Source organism: Virgisporangium aurantiacum (genome assembly GCF_016863635.1).
GTDB classification, from domain to species: Bacteria; Actinomycetota; Actinomycetes; order Mycobacteriales; family Micromonosporaceae; genus Virgisporangium; species Virgisporangium aurantiacum.
This window is the reverse complement of record NZ_BOPG01000034.1, coordinates 31,886-50,134: the sequence shown is the minus strand read 5'-3', so window position 1 is coordinate 50,134 and position 18,249 is coordinate 31,886. Positions and strand designations below refer to the sequence as shown.

The window sequence follows — 18,249 nt, the reverse complement described above, 5'->3', positions numbered from 1 at the left end:
ATGAGGCTGGTCTTCGCCGGCACCCCCGAGGTGGCCGTGCCCGCGCTCGACGCCATCGCCGCCTCCGCACACGACCTGGTCGCGGTCGTCACCCGGCCCGACGCGCCATCCGGACGGGGCCGCCACCTGGTCCGCTCGCCCGCCGGGCGGTGGGCCGACGAGCACGGCATCGAGGTGCTCACCCCGCAGCGTCCCCGCGAGCCCGAGTTCCAGGCCCGCCTCAAGGAGATCGCGCCCGACTGCGTCCCGGTGGTCGCGTACGGCGCGCTCGTGCCGCCGGCCGCGCTCGCGATCCCGGCGAAGGGCTGGATCAACCTGCACTTCTCGCTGCTGCCGGCCTGGCGTGGCGCGGCGCCCGTGCAGCATGCGGTGCTGCACGGCGACGAGGTCACCGGCGCGGCCGTGTTCCAGCTGGAGGAGGGGCTCGACACCGGCCCGGTGTACGGCACCCTCACCACCGAGATCCGGCCCACCGACACGTCCGGTGACCTGCTCGAACGGCTCGCCGTGTCGGGCGCGAAACTGCTCGTCGACGTCCTCGACGGGCTGGCCGCCCACAGCCTCGACGCGGTGCCGCAGGCCAGCGAGGGGGTGTCCCTGGCGCCGAAGCTCACCGCCGACGACGCCCGGGTGCGCTGGGCCGATCCCGCGTTCGCGGTCGACCGGCGGGTGCGGGCCTGCACGCCGGCGCCGGGTGCCTGGACCACCCTCCGCGGCGAGCGGGTCAAGCTCGGCCCGGTGAAGCCGGTCCGCACCGAGGGGCTGCCGCCGGGTGAGGTCCGCGTCGAGAAGGACACGGTTCTGGTCGGCACGGCCACCACGCCGGTCGCGCTGGGCGAGGTGCGTCCGGCCGGCAAGAAGGCCATGGCCGCCGCGGCCTGGGTCCGCGGCCTGCGGCTCGCGCCGGGCGAGCGGTTCGAATAGTGGACGCGCGCAGCGGGCACCGGGTTGATCCAGCCCGGTGGGTGGCGTTCCAGACCATCAGCGCCGTGCACCGCGACGACGGGTACGCCAACCTCGTGCTGCCGAAACTGCTCACCGAGCACCACGTGCACGGGCTCGACGCGGCCTTCGCCACCGAACTCGCGTACGGCACCCTCCGGCAGAGCGGCAGCCTCGACGCGGTGATCGCGGCGGCGGCCGACCGCGGCGTCGAGCGCATCGACCCGCCCACCCGCGACGCGTTGCGGCTCGGCGCCTACCAGTTGCTGCACACCCGGGTGGCGACGCACGCGGCGACGAACACCACCGTCGACCTGGTGCGCACCGTGGCACCGGGCGCGATCGGCTTCGCCAACGCCGTCATGCGCCGCATCGGCCGGCAGGACTGGCCGGCGTGGCTCGACGAGTTGGGCCCCGACGACGTCGGCCTCCGGTACGCCCACCCGCCGTGGGTGGTGCGGGCCTTCCGCGACGCCCTCGACAAGAAGTCCGAACTCGAGGACCTGCTGGTCGCCGACAACACCCCGGCACCGGTGCACCTGTGCGCCCGACCGGGCCGGATCACCGCCGCCGACCTGGCCGCGGAGACCGGCGGCACCGTCGGACCGTACGGCGCGTACGCCGTCCACCTGGCCGAGGGCTCGCCCGGCGACCACCCGGCGGTGAAGCGCGGCCTGGCGCACGTGCAGGACGAGGGCTCCCAACTCGTCGCGACGGCCCTCGCCGACGCGCCGGTCGACGGCCCGGACTCCCGCTGGCTCGACCTCTGCGCGGGACCCGGCGGCAAGTCGGCCCTGCTCGGTTCGCTGGCCGCGCTGCGCGACGCGCGCGTGACGGCCGTGGAGGTGGCGCCGCACCGGGCCCGGCTGGTCGAGCACGCCGTGCGCGGGTTGCCGGTCGACGTGGTGTGCGAGGACGGCCGCGAGTTCGAGGACGATCCCTTCGACCGGGTGCTGGTCGACGCGCCCTGCACCGGCCTGGGCGCGCTGCGCCGGCGGCCGGAGGCCCGCTGGCGCCGCCAGCCGAACGACCTCCCGCCGCTGACCCGCCTGCAGCGGGAACTGCTGCTCGCGGCGCTCCGGCTGGTGCGACCCGGGGGAATTGTCGCTTACGTCACGTGTTCGCCGCATATCAACGAGACCCGGATGACCGTGAACGAGACGATCCGCCGCTTCGACGGCGGAATCGAGCAGGTCGACGCGCGTCCGCTGATGGAAAATGTCACAGATTCGGGTGACGGTCCGGCCGTGCAACTGTGGCCCCACCGGCACGGAACCGACGCGATGTTCCTGTCATTACTGAAGCGAGCGTGAAATCCCCGTAACGGCCGAACCCGTTGGGTGTTCGCGTTCGTACAATTGCCGGGTGAGTGCACCGTCGCTGATTGTCGCCCCCAGCATCCTCGCGGCCGATTTCGCGCACCTGGCCGACGCGGCGCGAGCCGTCGAGGGAGCTGCCGACTGGCTGCACGTCGACGTGATGGACAACCACTTCGTCCCGAACCTCACGATCGGGTTACCGGTGGTACAGAGCCTGCGGCGCACCACGACGCTCCCGTTCGACTGTCACCTCATGATCGAGAACCCGCAGCGGTGGGCCCTCGGGTACGCCGAGGCGGGCGCGTACAACGTCACCTTCCACGCCGAGGCCACCGACGACCCGGTGAGCCTGGCGAAGGACCTGCGGGCGGCCGGGTCGCGGGCCGGCCTGGCGATCGACCGCGACACCCCGGTCGACCCCTACCTCGAACTGCTCCCGCACCTCGACACCGTGCTGATCATGACGATCAAGGCCGGCTTCGGCGGCCAGTCGTTCATTCCGGAGATGCTCGACAAGGTCCGGGCGGTACGGAAGGCCGTCGCCGACAGCGGCCTGGAGATCCGGGTCGAGGTCGACGGCGGCATCGCCGACGACACGATCGCGGCCGCCGCGGAGGCCGGTGCCGACGCGTTCGTGGCCGGCACGGCCGTCTACGGCGCCGACGATCCGGCCGAGGCGGTGCGCCGGCTGCGGCGGCTCGCCGGGGGGTCCCATTCATGACGGCGCCCGGCGAGGTCGCCGAAACACTGCTGATCGTCGACGACGACGTCGACATCGTGCGGTTCATCCAGATGTACCTGAAGATCGAGGGCTTCGACGTGCTCATCGCGAGCGACGGCGACGAGGCGCTCGAGATCATCGAGAAGCACCAGCCGGCGCTGGCGATCGTCGACTGGATGATGCCCCGGCTCGACGGGCTGGAGCTGATCAAGCGGGTGCGGGCCAACCCGTTCACCGCCTCGATGCCGATCATCATGCTCACGGCGCGCGGGGTCACCGCCGAGAAGGTCCTCGGCCTCGAGGCCGGCGCCGACGACTACCTGGTCAAGCCGTTCGACACCATGGAACTGGTGGCCCGGGTGCGGTCGACGCTGCGCCGCACCCAGGAGTACCGGGAGGTGTCGCCGCTCACCGGCCTCCCCGGCAACAACCGCATCCTGCTGGAGATCGCCGAGCGGTCCCGCGGCGGCGACGACTACGCCGTCTGCTACCTCGACATCGACCGGTTCAAGAGCGTCAACGACCGGTACGGCTTCGCCCGCGGCGACGAGTTCATCGCCGCCCTGGCCCGCTCGCTGAACCGCGCGGTCACCTCGGTCGAGGGGCCGCCGGCGTTCATCGGCCACGTCGGCGGCGACGACTTCGTGCTGGTCTGCGGCCCCGAGCAGGTGCGCCCGCTCACCGAGACCACGGTGAACGACTTCGAGCGGTCGGCCGACACGCTGTACGACCCGGAGGACGCGGCGCGCGGGCACATCGTCCTGAAGAGCCGCCGCGGCGAACCGCAGCAGGCGAACCTGGTGACGCTGTCGATCGGGGTGGCGTTCTCGGTGGCGCGGGCGTGGTCGGACCCGCGCGAGATCGTGGCCGTCGCCTCCGACATGAAGACGGTCGCGAAGAAGTTTCCCGGCTCGTACGTCGCGTTCGACCGGCGGGGCGCCGCGAGCGGCCACTACGGCCTGGCGCCCGACACCCACCTCGGCCTGGCGCCGGGGGAGTACGTCGGCCCGTCGGGCGGCTTCCAGGGCCCACCGGCGCCGCCCGGCCCCGGGTCGACGTTCGGCGGCGGATCGTCGGCGACGCCGGCGGAGGGCTCGGTCCCCCTCCCGCGCGAGCCGCAGGAACCGGTGCCGCTCGATCCCGGTGCCGCGTAGCCGTCCGTGTGATCTACATCGCGGGCAGGTAACGACGGGGTGTGCGACACTCGCGAAAGTAACCCACCACGCGCGTTGGCGGGGCTCGGTGCAATTCCGAACCGGCGGTGATCCAGCCTGACGGCTGGTAAGCCCGCGACCCGGCCGAATCCATCGGCCGGTGGACCTGGTGTGACCCCAGGGCCGACGGTGAAAGTCCGGATGGGAGGCAGCGCGCGGGATGGCGGAGCCCTATCCGCGCTGTGTCGCCGCGCGCATCAGGGCCTCCGCGGTTTCCCGCACCCACTCCTCCTTCCGCCGCGCACGTTCGAGCGTGCAGGAGGGGGTGCCGTGTTCACCGGCATTGTGGAAGAGCTGGGAACGGTGGTCGCCGTGGCCGCCGACCGGCTGGTGCTCGACGGTCCGCTGGTCACCAGGGACGTAGCCGAGGGCGACTCGATCGCCGTCAACGGAGTGTGTCTTACGGTCGTGGCGGTCGACGGCGGGGCCTTCACCGCCGACGTGATGACCGAGACCTGGAAGCGCAGCTCACTCGGTGAGCTGGCCGAGGGCGACAAGGTCAACCTGGAACGGGCGGCGCTGCCGACCACGCGGCTCGGCGGTCACCTCGTGCAGGGGCACGTCGACGCGGTCGGCACCGTCGAGGTCCGGGAGGCCGGCGGCGCCGGCTGGGAGTCGGTCACGTTCGCCGCACCGCCGTCGCTGATGCGGTACATCGTCGAGAAGGGCTCGATCACGGTCGACGGCGTGTCGTTGACCGTCATCGGCACCGGCGCCGACCGGTTCAGCGTCGGCCTCATCCCGACCACGCTGGAGCGCACCACGCTCGGCCGCAAGCAGGTCGGCGACCCGGTGAACCTCGAGGTCGACATCATCGCCAAGTACGTCGAGAAAATGGTGAGTTCGCGATGACCCTGGATCCCATCGAGACGGCCGTCGAGGCCATCGCCGCCGGCCGCGCGGTGATCGTCGTCGACGACGAGGACCGCGAGAACGAGGGCGACCTGATCTTCGCCGCCGAGCACGCCACCCCCGAGCTGATGGCGTTCATGGTGCGGTACACGTCGGGCTTCGTCTGCGCGCCGCTGACCGAGGACGACGCCGACCGGCTCGACCTGCCGCCGATGCACCACACCAACCAGGACCGGCGCGGCACCGCGTACACGGTCACCGTCGACGCTCGCGAGGGCGTCACCACCGGCATCTCGGCGGCCGACCGGGCGCACACCATCCGGACGCTCGCCGCCCCGACGACCTCGCCGACCGACCTGTCCCGCCCGGGGCACGTGGTGCCGCTGCGGGCCAAGCGCGGCGGGGTGCTGCGCCGCCCCGGCCACACCGAGGCCACCATCGACCTGTGCGAGCTGGCCGGGCTGCGGCCCGCCGGGGTGCTCTGCGAGCTGGTCAACGACGACGGCACCATGATGCGGCTGCCCGACCTGGAGAAGTTCGCCGCCGAGCACGGCCTCGCCCTGATCTCCATCGCCGACCTGGTCGCCTACCGGCGGCGGGTCGAGAAGCAGGTCGAGCGCGTGGTCGAGACCCGGATACCGACGCCGCACGGGGTGTTCAAGGCCGTCGGCTACCGCACCACGTACGACACGGCCGAGCACGTGGCACTCGTGTACGGCGACATCGCCGACGGCGCCGACGTGCTGGTGCGCGTCCACTCGGAATGCCTCACCGGCGACGTGTTCGGGTCCCTGCGCTGCGACTGCGGGCCGCAACTGCAGGCGGCGCTGGCCGCGGTCGCCAAGGAGGGTCGCGGCGTGGTGCTCTACATGCGCGGCCACGAGGGACGCGGCATCGGCCTGCTGCACAAGCTGCAGGCGTACCAGTTGCAGGACGCCGGCCGCGACACCGTCGACGCCAACCTCGACCTGGGGCTGCCCGCCGACGCCCGCGACTACGGCACCGGCGCCCAGATCCTGGTCGACCTCGGCATCCACACCATGCGCCTGATCACCAACAACCCCGCCAAGCGCGCCGGGCTGGAGGGCTACGGGCTGCAGATCACCGGCCGGGAACCGACCCCGGTGCGGGCACATCCGGAGAACGTCCGGTACCTGCGCACGAAGCGCGACAGGATGGGTCATCTGCTCGACGAGCGCGATCTGATCGCGGAAGGGCTGGCGTAGATGTCCGGTTGGGGCCAACCCGAGGGTGCCTCGGTCGACGCGTCCGGGTTGCGGCTCGGCGTGGTCGCCACGAGGTGGCACGGCGTGCTGGTCGAGCAGATGCTCGAACGGGCCCGGGCGGCGGCGAAGGAGTGCGGCGTCGCCGACGTGCTGGAGGCCCGGGTGTCCGGGTCGGTCGAGTTGTCGGTGGTGGCGCAGGCGCTGGCCGGCCGGTGCGACGCGGTGGTGGCGCTGGGCGTGGTGGTGCGCGGCGACACGGCCCACTTCGAGTACGTGTGCAAGTCGGTGACCGAGGGGCTGACCCGGGTGGCGCTCGACGCGTCCACCCCGGTCGCCCACGGCGTGCTCACGGTCGACTCGATCGGGCAGGCGCGCGACCGCGCCGGGTTCGAGGACTCGCGGGAGGACAAGGGCTGGTCGGCGACGGTGGCCGCGCTGGAGGCGGCCGTCACCCTTCGCGACCTGCCCGCGTAGTCTTTCCGGCCCCGGTGACAGAATGGCGCCTCGTGAAAACCTTCGACGCGCTGTTCGAGGAGCTGTCGGCCAAGGCCGCCGCCCGCACGCCGGGATCGGGAACCGTCGCCGCCCTGGAGCGGGGGGTGCACTCGATCGGGAAGAAGGTCGTCGAGGAGGCGGCCGAGTCGTGGATGGCCGCCGAGCATGAGAGCCCGGAGCGCGCCGCGGAGGAGATCTCCCAACTGCTGTACCAGGTGCAGGTGCTGATGCTGGCCAAGGGCCTGACGCTCAGCGACGTCTACCGGTACCTGTAGGGGAGGGCCCGTGCTGCGCATCGCCGTCCCCAACAAGGGGACGCTGTCCCAGCCCGCCGCGCAGATGCTGCGGGAGGCCGGTTACCGGCAGCGCTCGTCCGACCGCGACCTCATCTGCGTCGACAGCGCCAACGACGTCGAGTTCTTCTACCTGCGCCCGCGCGACATCGCGACCTACGTGGGCTCCGGTGATCTCGCGCTCGGCATCACCGGCCGCGACCTGCTGCTCGACGCCGAGTCCGGTGCCGAGGAGGTGATGGACCTCGACTTCGGCGGGGCCACGTTCCGCTTCGCGGCCGCGCCCGACGGCAACGACGGGTCGCCGGCACAGCTCGCCGGCCGCCGCATCGCCACCTCCTACCCGGGCGTGGTCCGCCGCCACCTGACCGAGCTCGGCGTCTCGGCCGGGGTGATCCGGCTCGACGGCGCCGTGGAGAACGCGATCCGCCTCGGCGTGGCCGACGTCATCGCCGACGTGGTGGAGACCGGCGCCACGCTGCGCCAGCTCGGGCTGGTGACCGTCGGGGAGCCGATCCTGCGGTCGTCGGCGGTGCTGATCGGGCGGGCCGACGGGCCGGACCTGCCCGGGATCACCCAGCTGATCCGCCGGCTGCAGGGCGTCCTGGTCGCCCGGCGGTACGTGATGATCGCCTACGACGTGCCGACCGACCAGCTCGACGCCGCGGTGGCGCTCACGCCGGGCATCGAGTCGCCGACGATCTCGCCGCTGCGCCGCGAGGGCTGGGTGGCCGTCAACGCGATGGTGCTGCGGGCCGAGGTCCACCGGATCATGGACGAGCTCTACGAGGCCGGCGCCCGCGCCATCCTGGTGACCGACATCCGCGCCAGCCGGTTGTAGTGGGAGACTCGGATACGTGAGTGACGACGTGCTGCGGGTCCGGCCGCGGCGGATCCGGATCATGGTGTACATCGCGGCGCCGGTGATCGTGGCGGTGTTCGTCGGGATCTCGTTCAGCCTGCGGGGCACGTTCAACGAGACGGGCGCCGTGTTCGAGACGCCCGACCACGTGGCGATGGTCCTGCTCGGCGTGCTGCTGGCCGCCGGGTCGCTGCTGCTGGCCCGGCCGAGCCTGGAGGCCGACGCCCGCGGCGTGCGGGTGCGGAACCTCTTCGGCACCACCGACCTTCCGTGGGGCGTGGTGCGCGAGGTCTCGTTCCGGCGCGGCGCCCCGTGGGTGACGCTCGACCTCCAGGACGACGACCTGATCTCGGTGCTGGCGATCCAGGCCGCCGACAAGGAGCACGCGGTACGGGCGGTACGGGCGTTGCGCGCGATGCACGCCAGGTACACGCAGGTCCCGGCGGCGCCGGAATAGGTGGCACGCAGGTGACGTTCCGTACCTGGTACTCTGTTCCCTGAGTCGACCACTCCGCCGTTTCGGCGGTAGGTAAAGCGGAGCTCCGCTCCCACCCGTGTCGCCGCTACGGTGGCCGGGTCCGGTCGGTGCCGGTTCACCGGCATGCTCGCCCATAAAAGGGGCAGCGTGTTCGGTGTGCCAGCCGATCGGTCGAGCGGGCCCCAGCATGCGCAGGCATGCTCCGGGGCCTATTCGCTTTCCTGCCCTCGATGCGCCGGTGTGGCCGGTTTTGCGGGAAGTACCTCAGCATGTGCAGTACCCAAGTAAAGGACCAATCGAGGAGGCCCCATCAGCGTCGAGCCACGCGTCAACGAGCAGATCCGAGCACGCGAAGTACGGTTGGTCGGCCCCGAGGGTGAGCAGGTGGGCATCGTCCCGCTCGAGCGAGCCCTGCAACTGGCCGCCGATGTCGACCTGGATCTGGTCGAGGTTGCGCCGATGGCGCGCCCTCCGGTGTGCAAGCTCATGGACTTCGGCAAGTTCAAGTACGAGAGCGCACTGAAGGCGCGCGAAGCGCGGCGTAACCAGCAACAGACCGTCATCAAGGAAATGAAGCTCCGCCCGAAGATCGACTCGCACGACTACGAGACCAAGAAGGGTCACGTCGTGCGGTTCCTCAAGGCAGGCGACAAGGTCAAGGTGACGATCATGTTCCGCGGCCGCGAGCAGAGCCGCCCGGAGCTGGGTTTCCGGCTCCTGCGGAAGCTGTCCGAGGAGGTCGGGGAGCTCGGTTTCGTCGAGGCCGCTCCGAAGCAGGACGGCCGAAACATGATCATGGTGATCGCCCCGCACCGGGCGACCAAGGCTGCCGCCGTGGCGGCTCACGCGGCGAAGTCCGAACCGCGGGAGACGCCGGAGGCGCCGGAGGCGATCGCGTAGCGCGCGCCGGGTAGCAGGAGTACGAACGGATGACGGCACTGGGCTGACGGGTGCCGCGATTGATGGCGCCAGCCCCGAATTTCGGCCAGCCCGAATATCGGCCAACAGCGAGCGCCGACCAGCACCTGCCGACAGGTGGGTGCTGGCCAGCTAGGGAAGAGGAAGTTCAGTGCCGAAGATGAAGAGCCACACCGGCATGGGTAAGCGTGTGCGGTTGACGGGCACCGGCAAGGTGGTCTCCGAGCAGGCGGGCAAGCGCCACCTGCTCGAGGGCAAGTCGTCCACCCGCACCCGCCGTCTCACGGGCAGGGTCGTGCTCACCAAGGCCGACACGAAGCGGATCAAGAGGCTCCTGGGCCGCTGACACGCGCGTCCTCACCACCCGATTAGAAGTAGACCGGCCTGCTGGGACAGCGGCCGGTCATTGATGAGGAGTACAAGCCAGTGGCACGCGTGAAGCGGGCGGTCAACGCCCAGAAGAAGCGCCGCACAGTCCTTGAGGGCGCCAGCGGTTACCGGGGCCAGCGGTCCCGGCTCTACCGCAAGGCCAAGGAGCAGATGCTGCACTCGATGCAGTACGCCTACCGTGACCGGCGCGACCGCAAGGGCGACTTCCGCCAGCTGTGGATCACCCGGATCAACGCGGCGGCCCGCGCCAACGGGCTCACCTACAACCGCCTGATCCAGGGCCTCAAACTGGCCGGGATCGAGGTCGACCGCAAGATCCTCGCCGATCTCGCCGTCACCGACGAGAAGGCGTTCGCCGGCATCGTCGCCGTGGCCAAGCAGGCCGTCGCCGACCACGGCGGCACCCAGCCCGCCGCCGCCTGACCGGCAACACGGATTGCGACCCGGGGTGACGCCATTCTCGGCACGGTCGCCCCGGGTTCTTTCTGCCCGGAAACTGCAGCGCCGCCGCGCCCGCGACCAGGCCGGCCTCTTCCTGGCCGAAGGCCCGCAGGCGGTCCGCGAGGCGGCCGGGCACGTGGTCGAGCTGTTCGGCACCGCCGCGGCGTTGGAACTGCACGGTGACGTCGTTGGCGCTGCGGGCGACGCTCCGGTGTGGACGGTCACCGACGCCGCCCTCGACGGGCTCGCCGAGACCGTGCACCCGCAGGGGCTGGTCGCGGTGTGCCGCGCGCTCGACGTCCCCTTGACCGACGCCCTCGCCCGGCGGCCGCGCCTGATCGCGGTGCTCTGCGAGATCCGCGACCCGGGTAACGCCGGCACCGTGCTGCGCACCGCCGACGCGGCCGGTGCCGGCGCGGTCGTCTTCGCCGGCGACGCCGTCGACCCCTACAACGGCAAGGCCGTGCGGTCGAGCGCCGGCAGCCTCTTCCACCTCGACGTCGTGCGCGACGCCGACCCGCTCGCGGTGGTGAAGGCCCTGAAGGACGGCGGCTACACGGTGCTCGCCGCCGACGGCTACGGCCCGGTGGCCCTGCCCGACGCGCCGCTGAAGAACGACACCGCGTGGCTGTTCGGCTCGGAGGCGCACGGCCTGCCGCCGGAACTGGCGGGCGCCGCCGACCACCGGGTGCGGGTGCCGCTCTACGGCCGCGCCGAGAGCCTGAACCTCGCGGCCGCCGCCGCGGTGTGTCTGTACGCTAGTGCGGCCGAGCAGAGGAGTCACCGTGCGGACCTTTAGCCAGCCCACCGGGCTGTAGCGCGAGAGACCCGGTGGGCGGCGGCACAGCCGCAGGTACCTAGACTAGGCGCCGATTCCTCCCGGGAGATTCCATTCATCATGGCTGACTACGACCCCAAGCAGGTCGCGCTGCTCGATCAGACCGCCCTCGACGACGCCGTCACCGGTGCCGAGAAGGCGTTCGCGGCGGCACACGATCTCGACGCGCTGGTCCAGACGCGCCCCGCGCACCTCGGCGACCGAGCGCCCGTCGCGCTGGCGCGGCGCGAGATCGGCGCGCTGCCGCCCGCCGCGAAGGCCGACGCGGGCAAGCGCGTCAACGTGGCGCGCACCGCGATCCAGGCCGCGTACGACGCGCGGCACGCCGAGCTCGTCGCCGAACGCGAGACGCGGGTGCTGCGCGACGAGGCCGTCGACGTCACGCTGCCGGTGGCCCGCCGCCCGCGCGGTGCCCGGCACCCGCTCACCACGCTGATGGACCACATCGGTGACCTGTTCGTCGGCATGGGTTACGAGATCGCCGAGGGTCCCGAGGTCGAGCTGGAGTGGTACAACTTCGACGCGCTCAACATCGAGCCCGACCACCCGTCGCGCACGATGATGGACACGTTCTTCGTCGACGCGCCGGGGCTGGTGCTGCGCACGCACACGTCGCCGGCGCAGGCGCGCACGATGCTCACCCACAAGCCGCCGATCTACGTCGTCTGCCCGGGCCGGGTCTACCGCACCGACGAGCTCGACGCGACCCACACGCCGGTGTTCCACCAGGTCGAGGGCCTGGTGGTCGACAAGGGCATCACGATGGGCCACCTCAAGGGGACGCTCGACCACTTCGCCCGGGCGATGTTCGGTCCGCAGGCGCGCACCCGGCTGCGCCCGTCGTACTTCCCGTTCACCGAGCCGAGCGCCGAGATGGACCTGTGGTTCCCGCAGGCCAAGGGCGGTCCGCGGTGGATCGAGTGGGGCGGCTGCGGCATGGTCAACCCGCGCGTGCTGCGGGCGTGCGGGGTCGACCCCGACGTCTACAGCGGGTTCGCGTTCGGCATGGGCATCGAGCGGACGCTGATGTTCCGCAACGAGGCGACCGACATGCGCGACATGGTCGAGGGCGACGTGCGGTTCTCCCGCGCGTTCGGGACGGAGGGCTGACATGAAGGTTTCCCTCTCGTGGCTCAAGGAGTACGTCGACCTTCCCGACCTCGACGCCGAGCGGCTCGAGAACGCGTTCGTGCGGGTCGGGCTCGAGGTCGAGGGCATCACGGCGCTGGGGTCCGCGGTTTCCGGTCCTCTCGTGGTCGGTCGCGTTCTCGAGGCCGAGCAGGTGCCCGGCCTGAAGAAGCTGATCAACTACTGCCTGGTCGACGTCGGCGATGGGGAACCGCGGGGCATCATCTGCGGCGCGCCGAACGTGCGTCCAGGGTTGCTGGTGGCGGTCGCCCTGCCGGGTGCCGTGCTGCCGGGCGACTTCACGATCAGCGCCCGCAAGACGTACGGCAAGATCTCGAACGGCATGATCTGCTCCGGGCGCGAGCTCGGGGTCAGCGACGATCACGAGGGCATCATCGAACTGGCCGACGAAGCCGGTGTCGTGCCCGGTGTCGACGCGCGGCCGTTCGTCGGGCTCGACGACACGGTGGTCGAGCTGAACGTGACGCCCGACCGCGGCTACTGCCTGTCGGTGCGTGGCCTGGCGCGGGAGCTGTCGCACTCGCTCGGCCTGGCGTTCCGTGACCCGGCGGCGATCGACGCGCCCGGCGCGACGGCGGAGCCGGCGTACCCGGTCACGATCGACGACCCGGCCGGCTGCGACCGGTTCGCGGCGCGCGCCGTGCGCGGCGTCGACCCCACGGCGGCGAGCCCGTCGTGGATGAGGCGCCGGCTGATCGCGGCGGGCGTGCGGTCGATCAACCTGCCCGTCGACATCACCAACTACCTCATGCTCGAGTTCGGGCAGCCGATGCACGCGTTCGACCTCAGCCTGATCAACGGGCCGCTGCTGGTGCGGCGGGCCCGCAAGGGCGAGAAGCTGACGACGCTCGACAGCGTCAAGCGCACGCTCGACCCCGAGGACATGGTGATCTGCGACGACACCGGCCCGATCTCGCTCGCCGCGGTGATGGGCGGCGAGACGTCGGAGGTGCAGCCCGACACCGTCGACGTGCTGTTCGAGGCGGCGCACTGGGACCCGGTGATGGTGGCCCGCACCTGCCGGCGGCACAGGCTGAGCAGCGAGGCGTCGAAGCGGTGGGAGCGCGGCGTCGACCGGGAACTGGCGCTGCCGGCGATCGAGAAGGCGGTGCGGCTGCTCGTCGAGCACGGCGGCGGCACGGCCGGTGCCGAGGTGCTCGACTTCGACGTCCACCCGGTGACCGCGCCGGTGACGATCGACGCCGACCTGCCGGCCCGGGTCGCCGGGGTGCCCTACGCCGACGGGCGGGCCGCCGACATCCTGCGCGAGATCGGCTGCGCGGTGTCCGTCGACGGTAACGAGCTCGTGGTGACGCCGCCGACCTGGCGGCCCGACCTCACCGACCCGGCCGACCTGGCCGAGGAGGTCATCCGGATCGACGGGTACGACAAGATCCAGAGCCTGCTGCCGGTGGCCCCGCCCGGCAACGGCCTCACCCCGGCCCAGCGCCGCCGCCGCACGGTCGGCCGCTCGCTGGCCGAGGCCGGCCTGGTGGAGGTGCTGAGCTACCCGTTCGTCGGCGAGGCCGCGCTCGACACGCTCGGCATCCCCGACGACGACCCGCGCCGGGCGAGCGTGAAGCTGCGCAACCCGATCTCCGAGGAGGAGCCGGCGCTGCGCACGACGCTGCTGCCGCCGTTGCTGGTGACGCTGCGCCGCAACATCGGCCGGGGGCACCGCGACGTCGCCCTGTTCGAGATCGGCCGGGTGTTCCACCCCGCCACGGGTAGCGGCGAGCCGCCCGCGTTGCCGGTGGCCCACCGGCCCGCCGACGAGGACCTCGCCAAAGCTGAGACGTTCGTCCCACGCCAGCCGTGGCACGTCGCCGCGGTGTTCGCCGGTGACGTCGAGCCGGCCGGCTGGTGGGGCGCGGGCCGCCCGGCGTCGTGGGCCGACGCGGTCGAGGCCGCGCTGCGGGTCGGCGAAGCAGCCGGCGCTGTTCTGGAGGTGCGGGCGGGCACGAACCCGCCGTGGCACCCCGGCCGCTGCGCCGAGCTCGTACACAGTGGTGTCGTGGTCGGGCACGCCGGTGAGCTGCACCCGGCCGTTTGCGCGGCGCTCAACCTGCCGGCGCGCACCTGCGCGATGGAGCTCGACCTCGACGCGCTGCCGCTGCCGGGCGTGGTGGTGACGCCGGCGATCTCCGGCTACCCGCCGGCGCTCATCGACGTCGCGCTGATCGTCGGCGCGGGGACGCCGGCGGCGGAGGTGCGGCAGGCGCTCGTCGAGGGGGCGGGTGACCTGCTGGAGTCGCTGCGGTTGTTCGACGTCTACACCGGCGCGCAGGTGGGCGACGGGCACAAGTCGCTCGCCTACAAGCTCACGTTCCGGGCACCGGACCGCACGCTGACCGTCGAGGAGGCGGTTGCGGCCCGTGACGCGGCGGTGGCCGTCGCGTCGTCGCGGTTCGGGGCGGTGCTGCGCGGCGCCTGATGCGGTGCGTGAATATCATCTCAAGGTGGGTCGGATCGCTGTGCACGAATGGGCAGAGCCTGTGGCGGCAGGGCGGTCCGGACCCGTATCGACCGGGGCAAATTCACCCGATCGTGCGCCCGGATCCGCAGGCCAAGGTATGAAACCGGTCCATTTTCCCGGTCGCATTTCTCTGCCGTCAACGGCAGACTCGTCACGTGGTTACCTCCCGGCCGGTGACGCTCGTCGGCCGCGGTGAGCTCCTGGCACAGGCCGGTGCCGAGCTCGCCGCGGGCCGTAGCGTCCTGCTGTGGGGTCCGGCGGGAATTGGCAAATCCACCGTTATCGACGCATTAACGCTGCCCCCGACGTCGCTGGTGCTCCGGGCCGCGGCCGCCGAGGCCGAGGCCGACCTTCCGTATCTCGCCCTGGTCGACCTGTTCGACGGCGTGCTCGACGGGCCGAAGCCACCGCCGCTGCCGCCGCACCTGCGGGCCGCGCTCGACGGGGCGTTGCTGCGCAGTGCCGTGCCCGCCACCCCGCAGGACCAGCTCGCCGTGCGGCTCGCCGTGCTCGAACTGCTGCGCGGGCTGGCCGTCGAGCGGCCCGTGCTGCTCGTGCTCGACGACACCCAGTGGATCGACGAGCCGAGCGCCGGCGTGCTGCGGTTCGTAGCGCGCCGGCTGGGCACGGTGCCCGTCCAGGTGGTCGCGGCCGAACGGGTCGCGCAGGGTGAGTCGCCGGCGCGCGCCGACCTGTGCCCCCCGCCCTGCGCCGAACTCGCCGTGCCGCCGCTGACCTCGGCCGACGTCTCCGACATCCTGCGCGACCGGTTCGGCGCCGGGGTGCCGAGGCACCGGCTGCACCGGGTGTACACGGCCAGCGGCGGCAACCCGATGTTCGCCGTCGAGCTGGGCCGCAGCCTCCAGGAGCGGGGCGAGGTCTCGCCCACCGGTCCGCTGCCCGTGCCCGACCGGTTGCGGTCGTTGCTCGCCGAGCGGCTGGCCCGGCTGTCCACCGCCGGCCGGTCCCCGCTGCTGATCGCGGCGGCCGCCGCACGCCCGTCCCGTGATCTGATCGAACGGAGCGGCGCCGACCCCGACGGCCTGGCCGACGCGATCGAAGCCGGGGTGGTGACCGCCGCGCTCGACGGCGCGGTGCGCTTCACCCACCCGTTGCTGCGCGAGATGGTCTACGCCGACGCCCGCACCGAGGAGCTGCGCTGGGCGCACGGCCGGCTGGCCGACGTGGTGTCCGACCCGGTCGAGCGGGCCCGGCACCTCGCCGCCGCCTCGTCGACGCCCGACGAGGCGCTGGCCCGCACGCTCGCCGACGCCGCGGCCACCGCGAAACTGCGCGGCGCCCCCGACGCCGCCGCCGATCTCGCCGCGCTGGCCGCCGATCGCACGCCCCGCGACACCCCCGACGTGGCCGCCGTGCGCCGGCTGCACGCCGCCCAGTACGCCTACCACGCCGGGGCGGAGGAGGAGGCGCACCGGTACGCGTCGGCCGCGCTGCGCGACGCCGCCGACCGGCGCACCCGCGTGAACGCCCGGCTCCTGCTCATCGACCTGGCCGGGCAGGACCAGAGCGGCATCGCGCCGCTGCTCGACGCCGCCTACGGCGACGCGGTCGACGAGCCCGACCTGCTGGCCAACGTCCATCTCTACCGCGCGCAGAAGGCCTGGTACGACGCCGACCGGGAAACCGCGATGGCCGAGCTGAAGCGGGCCGCGGAGTCGGCCACCGAGTCGGCCGCCGCCGAGCGGCTGGTCGAGGTGCTGAGCTGGCAGGGCACCATCCTCGGCGGCCCGGCCGGCGATGAGCTGGCGGTGCGGGCCGGCGACATGGCGCACGACCTTCCGCTGTCGGAGGAGACCGTCGACGCCCGGCACATGGCCGCGCTGCGGCAACTGTTCGCGGGGCAGGTCGTCGACGCCGAGCGGCGCATCGACGCGCTGCGCGACGCCGTCGAGCGCACCGGCACCGTCCGCGAGCTCATGCGGGTGCTGCTGTACGCGGCCAACATCCTCGCCCGGGCCGGCCGGTGCGCCGACGCGGTGGCGGCCGGGCACGCCTGCCTGCGGCTGTACCTCGACGTCGCGCCCACCCCCGGGCCGGCCCTGATCGCCGCCGCGACCGCCGAGATGTACGGCGGCAGCGTGTCGGCCGCGGCCGACCTCGCCGAGCGGGCGCTCGCCGAGTCGCTGTCGGCCGGCGACGAGGACTGGCTCCGGGGTGCCTACGCGATCGGCGGCCAGGTGCACCAGATGCGGGGCGACTCGGTGGCCGCCGTCGAGCTGATGCGCCAGTGCTACGACCTGGAGCAGCGGCTGTCCCGCACCGACCCGTCGGTGCTGCTGTGGCACGCCGACTTCGTGGAGGCGCTGGTCGCCGCCGGTGCCCGCGACGAGGCCGCCGACGTGCTCGCCGACGTGCGGGCCCGGGCCAACCGGCTCGACCGGCGGGTGGTGCTGCTCGGGCTCGACCGGGCCGAGGCGGTGCTGATCGCCGCCACCAAGGAGCCCCGCGACGGCGTCGCGTTCCTGCGGGCGGTGGTCGACGCCTGCACCGAGCATCCGTACCCGCTGGAGCTGGCCCGGGCCTGGCACACGCTCGGCGTCCTCGAACGGCGCGCGCACCGGCGGGCGGCGGCGCGGTCGGCGCTGTCGGAGGCGGTCCGCCGGTACGAGGCGATCGGCGCGGCGCCGTGGCTCGCGATCGCCGAGGCCGACCTCCTGCGCCTCGACGGCGCACGGGCGGCCGGCCTCAGCGACACCGAGCGGCGCATCGTCGAACTCGTGCGGGCCGGCTCGACGAACCGGGAGATCGCCCGGTCGCTGTTCCTGTCGATCAAGGCCGTCGAGGCGAACCTGACCCGCCTGTACCGGCGGCTGGGCGTGCGGAACCGGGCCGCGCTGGCGCGGGTCCTCGACACCACACCGGCGGATTAGGCGTCGCGTCTCCGCAGCACCAGGTGGCCACCGATCAGCGCCAGCGCCGTCCACAACGCGAGGATCGCCAGGCCGGTCCAGGGGCCGAAGTCGCGGGAGTAGTCGGGGTCGTCGGGGCGGCCGGCGATGTGCAGGATCGTCGCGCCGGCCTGGTCGGGGAGGAACTGCAGCACGGTGCCGGCCTTCGGGGCGTTGCCGATGCCCTGCGAGCCGAGGAACAGCACGGGCATCAGCACGCCGAGGGCGATCGCGGAGCTGCGGACCATCGTCGCCACGCCGAACGCGAACAGCGCGATCAGCGGCAGGTACAGGGTGGCGCCGACGAACCCGGCCAGCATGTCGCGGTCACCGAGACCTGTGCCGTACTCGCCGAGGCCGGCCCGGGCCCCCAGGTACGCCGCCGCCACCGCCACCACGGCGGTGGCGAGCGCGACCAGCCCGGTCGCAATGATCTTGGACGCGTAGAAGCGGCCGCGCCGCGGCATCGCGAGCAGCGACGCGCGCACCGTGCCCGACGAGTACTCGCCACCCATGGCGAACACGCCGAACACCACGAGCGCGAACTGGCCCAGCAGCACGCCGTAGTACGTGAAGAAGACCACGTCGAACCGCCCGTGCTCGGCGGCGGAGGAGCCGGAGAGGCCGAGCAGGTAGCTCAGCCCGCCGCACACCACGATGGTGAGAAGGACCGTCACCGGGGTCGCCCGCAGCGTCCGGAGTTTGATCAGATCGGCGGAGATCATG

17 protein-coding genes, 1 pseudogene and 1 riboswitch are annotated in these 18,249 nt (G+C 72.6%); of the genes and pseudogenes, 17 read left to right on the top strand and 1 reads right to left on the bottom strand.

Annotation, left to right across the window (positions count from 1 at the left end; genetic code table 11):
• The 17 genes and pseudogenes from fmt (at position 1) to Vau01_RS64700 (ending at position 17,505) form a co-directional block, all read left to right on the top strand.
• Positions 1 to 924, top strand: coding sequence for a methionyl-tRNA formyltransferase (gene fmt, locus Vau01_RS28105; protein ID WP_203998441.1), 924 nt, complete (start codon positions 1 to 3; stop codon positions 922 to 924).
• A gap of 41 nt (positions 925 to 965) precedes the next feature.
• Positions 966 to 2,255: an RsmB/NOP family class I SAM-dependent RNA methyltransferase gene (locus Vau01_RS28100; protein ID WP_373320327.1), complete on the top strand. Its 1,290-nt coding sequence runs from the start codon at positions 966 to 968 to the stop codon at positions 2,253 to 2,255.
• 52 nt (positions 2,256 to 2,307) lie between these two features.
• On the top strand, positions 2,308 to 2,982 hold the full coding sequence (gene rpe, locus Vau01_RS28095; protein WP_203998438.1) for a ribulose-phosphate 3-epimerase: 675 nt from the start codon (positions 2,308 to 2,310) through the stop codon (positions 2,980 to 2,982).
• Positions 2,979 to 3,929: pseudogene (locus tag Vau01_RS28090) on the top strand (response regulator); the annotation flags it as partial. The gene rpe and the pseudogene Vau01_RS28090, both read left to right, overlap by 4 nt.
• Before the next feature lie 277 nt (positions 3,930 to 4,206).
• Positions 4,207 to 4,353: riboswitch (FMN riboswitch) on the top strand.
• A 113-nt stretch (positions 4,354 to 4,466) separates the two neighbouring features.
• The gene (locus Vau01_RS28085) at positions 4,467 to 5,048 is read left to right on the top strand and encodes a riboflavin synthase (RefSeq protein ID WP_203998433.1); all 582 of its coding nucleotides are present in this window, start codon (positions 4,467 to 4,469) and stop codon (positions 5,046 to 5,048) included.
• On the top strand, positions 5,045 to 6,274 hold the full coding sequence (locus Vau01_RS28080) for a bifunctional 3,4-dihydroxy-2-butanone-4-phosphate synthase/GTP cyclohydrolase II (protein WP_203998431.1): 1,230 nt from the start codon (positions 5,045 to 5,047) through the stop codon (positions 6,272 to 6,274). The genes Vau01_RS28085 and Vau01_RS28080 overlap by 4 nt, the downstream gene beginning before the upstream one ends.
• Positions 6,275 to 6,748, top strand: a complete 474-nt coding sequence (gene ribH / locus Vau01_RS28075; protein ID WP_203998430.1) for a 6,7-dimethyl-8-ribityllumazine synthase — start codon at positions 6,275 to 6,277, stop codon at positions 6,746 to 6,748. It abuts the gene before it with no gap.
• 32 nt (positions 6,749 to 6,780) lie between these two features.
• On the top strand, positions 6,781 to 7,044 hold the full coding sequence (locus tag Vau01_RS28070) for a phosphoribosyl-ATP diphosphatase (RefSeq protein WP_203998428.1): 264 nt from the start codon (positions 6,781 to 6,783) through the stop codon (positions 7,042 to 7,044).
• Between the two features lie 10 nt (positions 7,045 to 7,054).
• Positions 7,055 to 7,903 (top strand): ATP phosphoribosyltransferase, encoded by an 849-nt coding sequence (gene hisG, locus Vau01_RS28065; RefSeq protein WP_203998426.1) that lies wholly within the window; start codon positions 7,055 to 7,057, stop codon positions 7,901 to 7,903.
• 16 nt (positions 7,904 to 7,919) lie between these two features.
• Positions 7,920 to 8,381 (top strand): PH domain-containing protein, encoded by a 462-nt coding sequence (locus Vau01_RS28060; RefSeq protein WP_239151912.1) that lies wholly within the window; start codon positions 7,920 to 7,922, stop codon positions 8,379 to 8,381.
• A gap of 330 nt (positions 8,382 to 8,711) precedes the next feature.
• Complete coding sequence (infC, locus tag Vau01_RS28055; RefSeq protein ID WP_203999069.1) at positions 8,712 to 9,302, top strand: translation initiation factor IF-3; 591 nt, start codon at positions 8,712 to 8,714, stop codon at positions 9,300 to 9,302.
• 169 nt (positions 9,303 to 9,471) lie between these two features.
• Positions 9,472 to 9,666 carry a 50S ribosomal protein L35 gene (gene rpmI / locus Vau01_RS28050; RefSeq protein WP_203998424.1) on the top strand — a complete coding sequence of 65 codons (195 nt, stop codon included), beginning with the start codon at positions 9,472 to 9,474 and terminating at the stop codon, positions 9,664 to 9,666.
• Positions 9,667 to 9,746: 80 nt separating this feature from the next.
• Positions 9,747 to 10,133: a 50S ribosomal protein L20 gene (gene rplT / locus Vau01_RS28045; RefSeq protein WP_203934958.1), complete on the top strand. Its 387-nt coding sequence runs from the start codon at positions 9,747 to 9,749 to the stop codon at positions 10,131 to 10,133.
• Positions 10,134 to 10,158: 25 nt separating this feature from the next.
• On the top strand, positions 10,159 to 10,950 hold the full coding sequence (locus tag Vau01_RS28040; protein WP_239151911.1) for a TrmH family RNA methyltransferase: 792 nt from the start codon (positions 10,159 to 10,161) through the stop codon (positions 10,948 to 10,950).
• A 99-nt stretch (positions 10,951 to 11,049) separates the two neighbouring features.
• A complete protein-coding gene (gene pheS / locus Vau01_RS28035; RefSeq protein WP_203998419.1) occupies positions 11,050 to 12,099 on the top strand; it encodes a phenylalanine--tRNA ligase subunit alpha in 1,050 nt (349 codons plus the stop codon).
• A gap of 1 nt (position 12,100) precedes the next feature.
• Positions 12,101 to 14,572, top strand: coding sequence for a phenylalanine--tRNA ligase subunit beta (gene pheT, locus Vau01_RS28030; RefSeq protein WP_203998416.1), 2,472 nt, complete (start codon positions 12,101 to 12,103; stop codon positions 14,570 to 14,572).
• Between the two features lie 197 nt (positions 14,573 to 14,769).
• Positions 14,770 to 17,505 carry an ATP-binding protein gene (locus Vau01_RS64700; protein WP_203998413.1) on the top strand — a complete coding sequence of 912 codons (2,736 nt, stop codon included), beginning with the start codon at positions 14,770 to 14,772 and terminating at the stop codon, positions 17,503 to 17,505.
• Here Vau01_RS64700 and Vau01_RS28020 read toward each other — a convergent pair.
• Positions 17,502 to 18,248: a DUF2705 family protein gene (locus Vau01_RS28020; protein WP_203998410.1), complete on the bottom strand. Its 747-nt coding sequence runs from the start codon at positions 18,246 to 18,248 to the stop codon at positions 17,502 to 17,504. The genes Vau01_RS64700 and Vau01_RS28020 overlap by 4 nt on opposite strands.
• Between the last annotated feature and the right edge of the window lies 1 nt (position 18,249).

Bases quoted from the DNA above. Each gene is read 5' to 3' on its own strand.
- fmt (WP_203998441.1), top strand. From the start codon at position 1: ATGAGGCTGGTCTTCGCCGGCACCCCCGAGGTGGCCGTGCCCGCGCTC.
- Vau01_RS28080 (WP_203998431.1), top strand. From the start codon at position 5,045: ATGACCCTGGATCCCATCGAGACGGCCGTCGAGGCCATCGCCGCCGGC.
- ribH (WP_203998430.1), top strand. From the start codon at position 6,275: ATGTCCGGTTGGGGCCAACCCGAGGGTGCCTCGGTCGACGCGTCCGGG.
- pheS (WP_203998419.1), top strand. From the start codon at position 11,050: ATGGCTGACTACGACCCCAAGCAGGTCGCGCTGCTCGATCAGACCGCC.
- pheT (WP_203998416.1), top strand. From the start codon at position 12,101: ATGAAGGTTTCCCTCTCGTGGCTCAAGGAGTACGTCGACCTTCCCGAC.
- Vau01_RS28020 (WP_203998410.1), bottom strand. From the start codon at position 18,248: ATGATCTCCGCCGATCTGATCAAACTCCGGACGCTGCGGGCGACCCCG.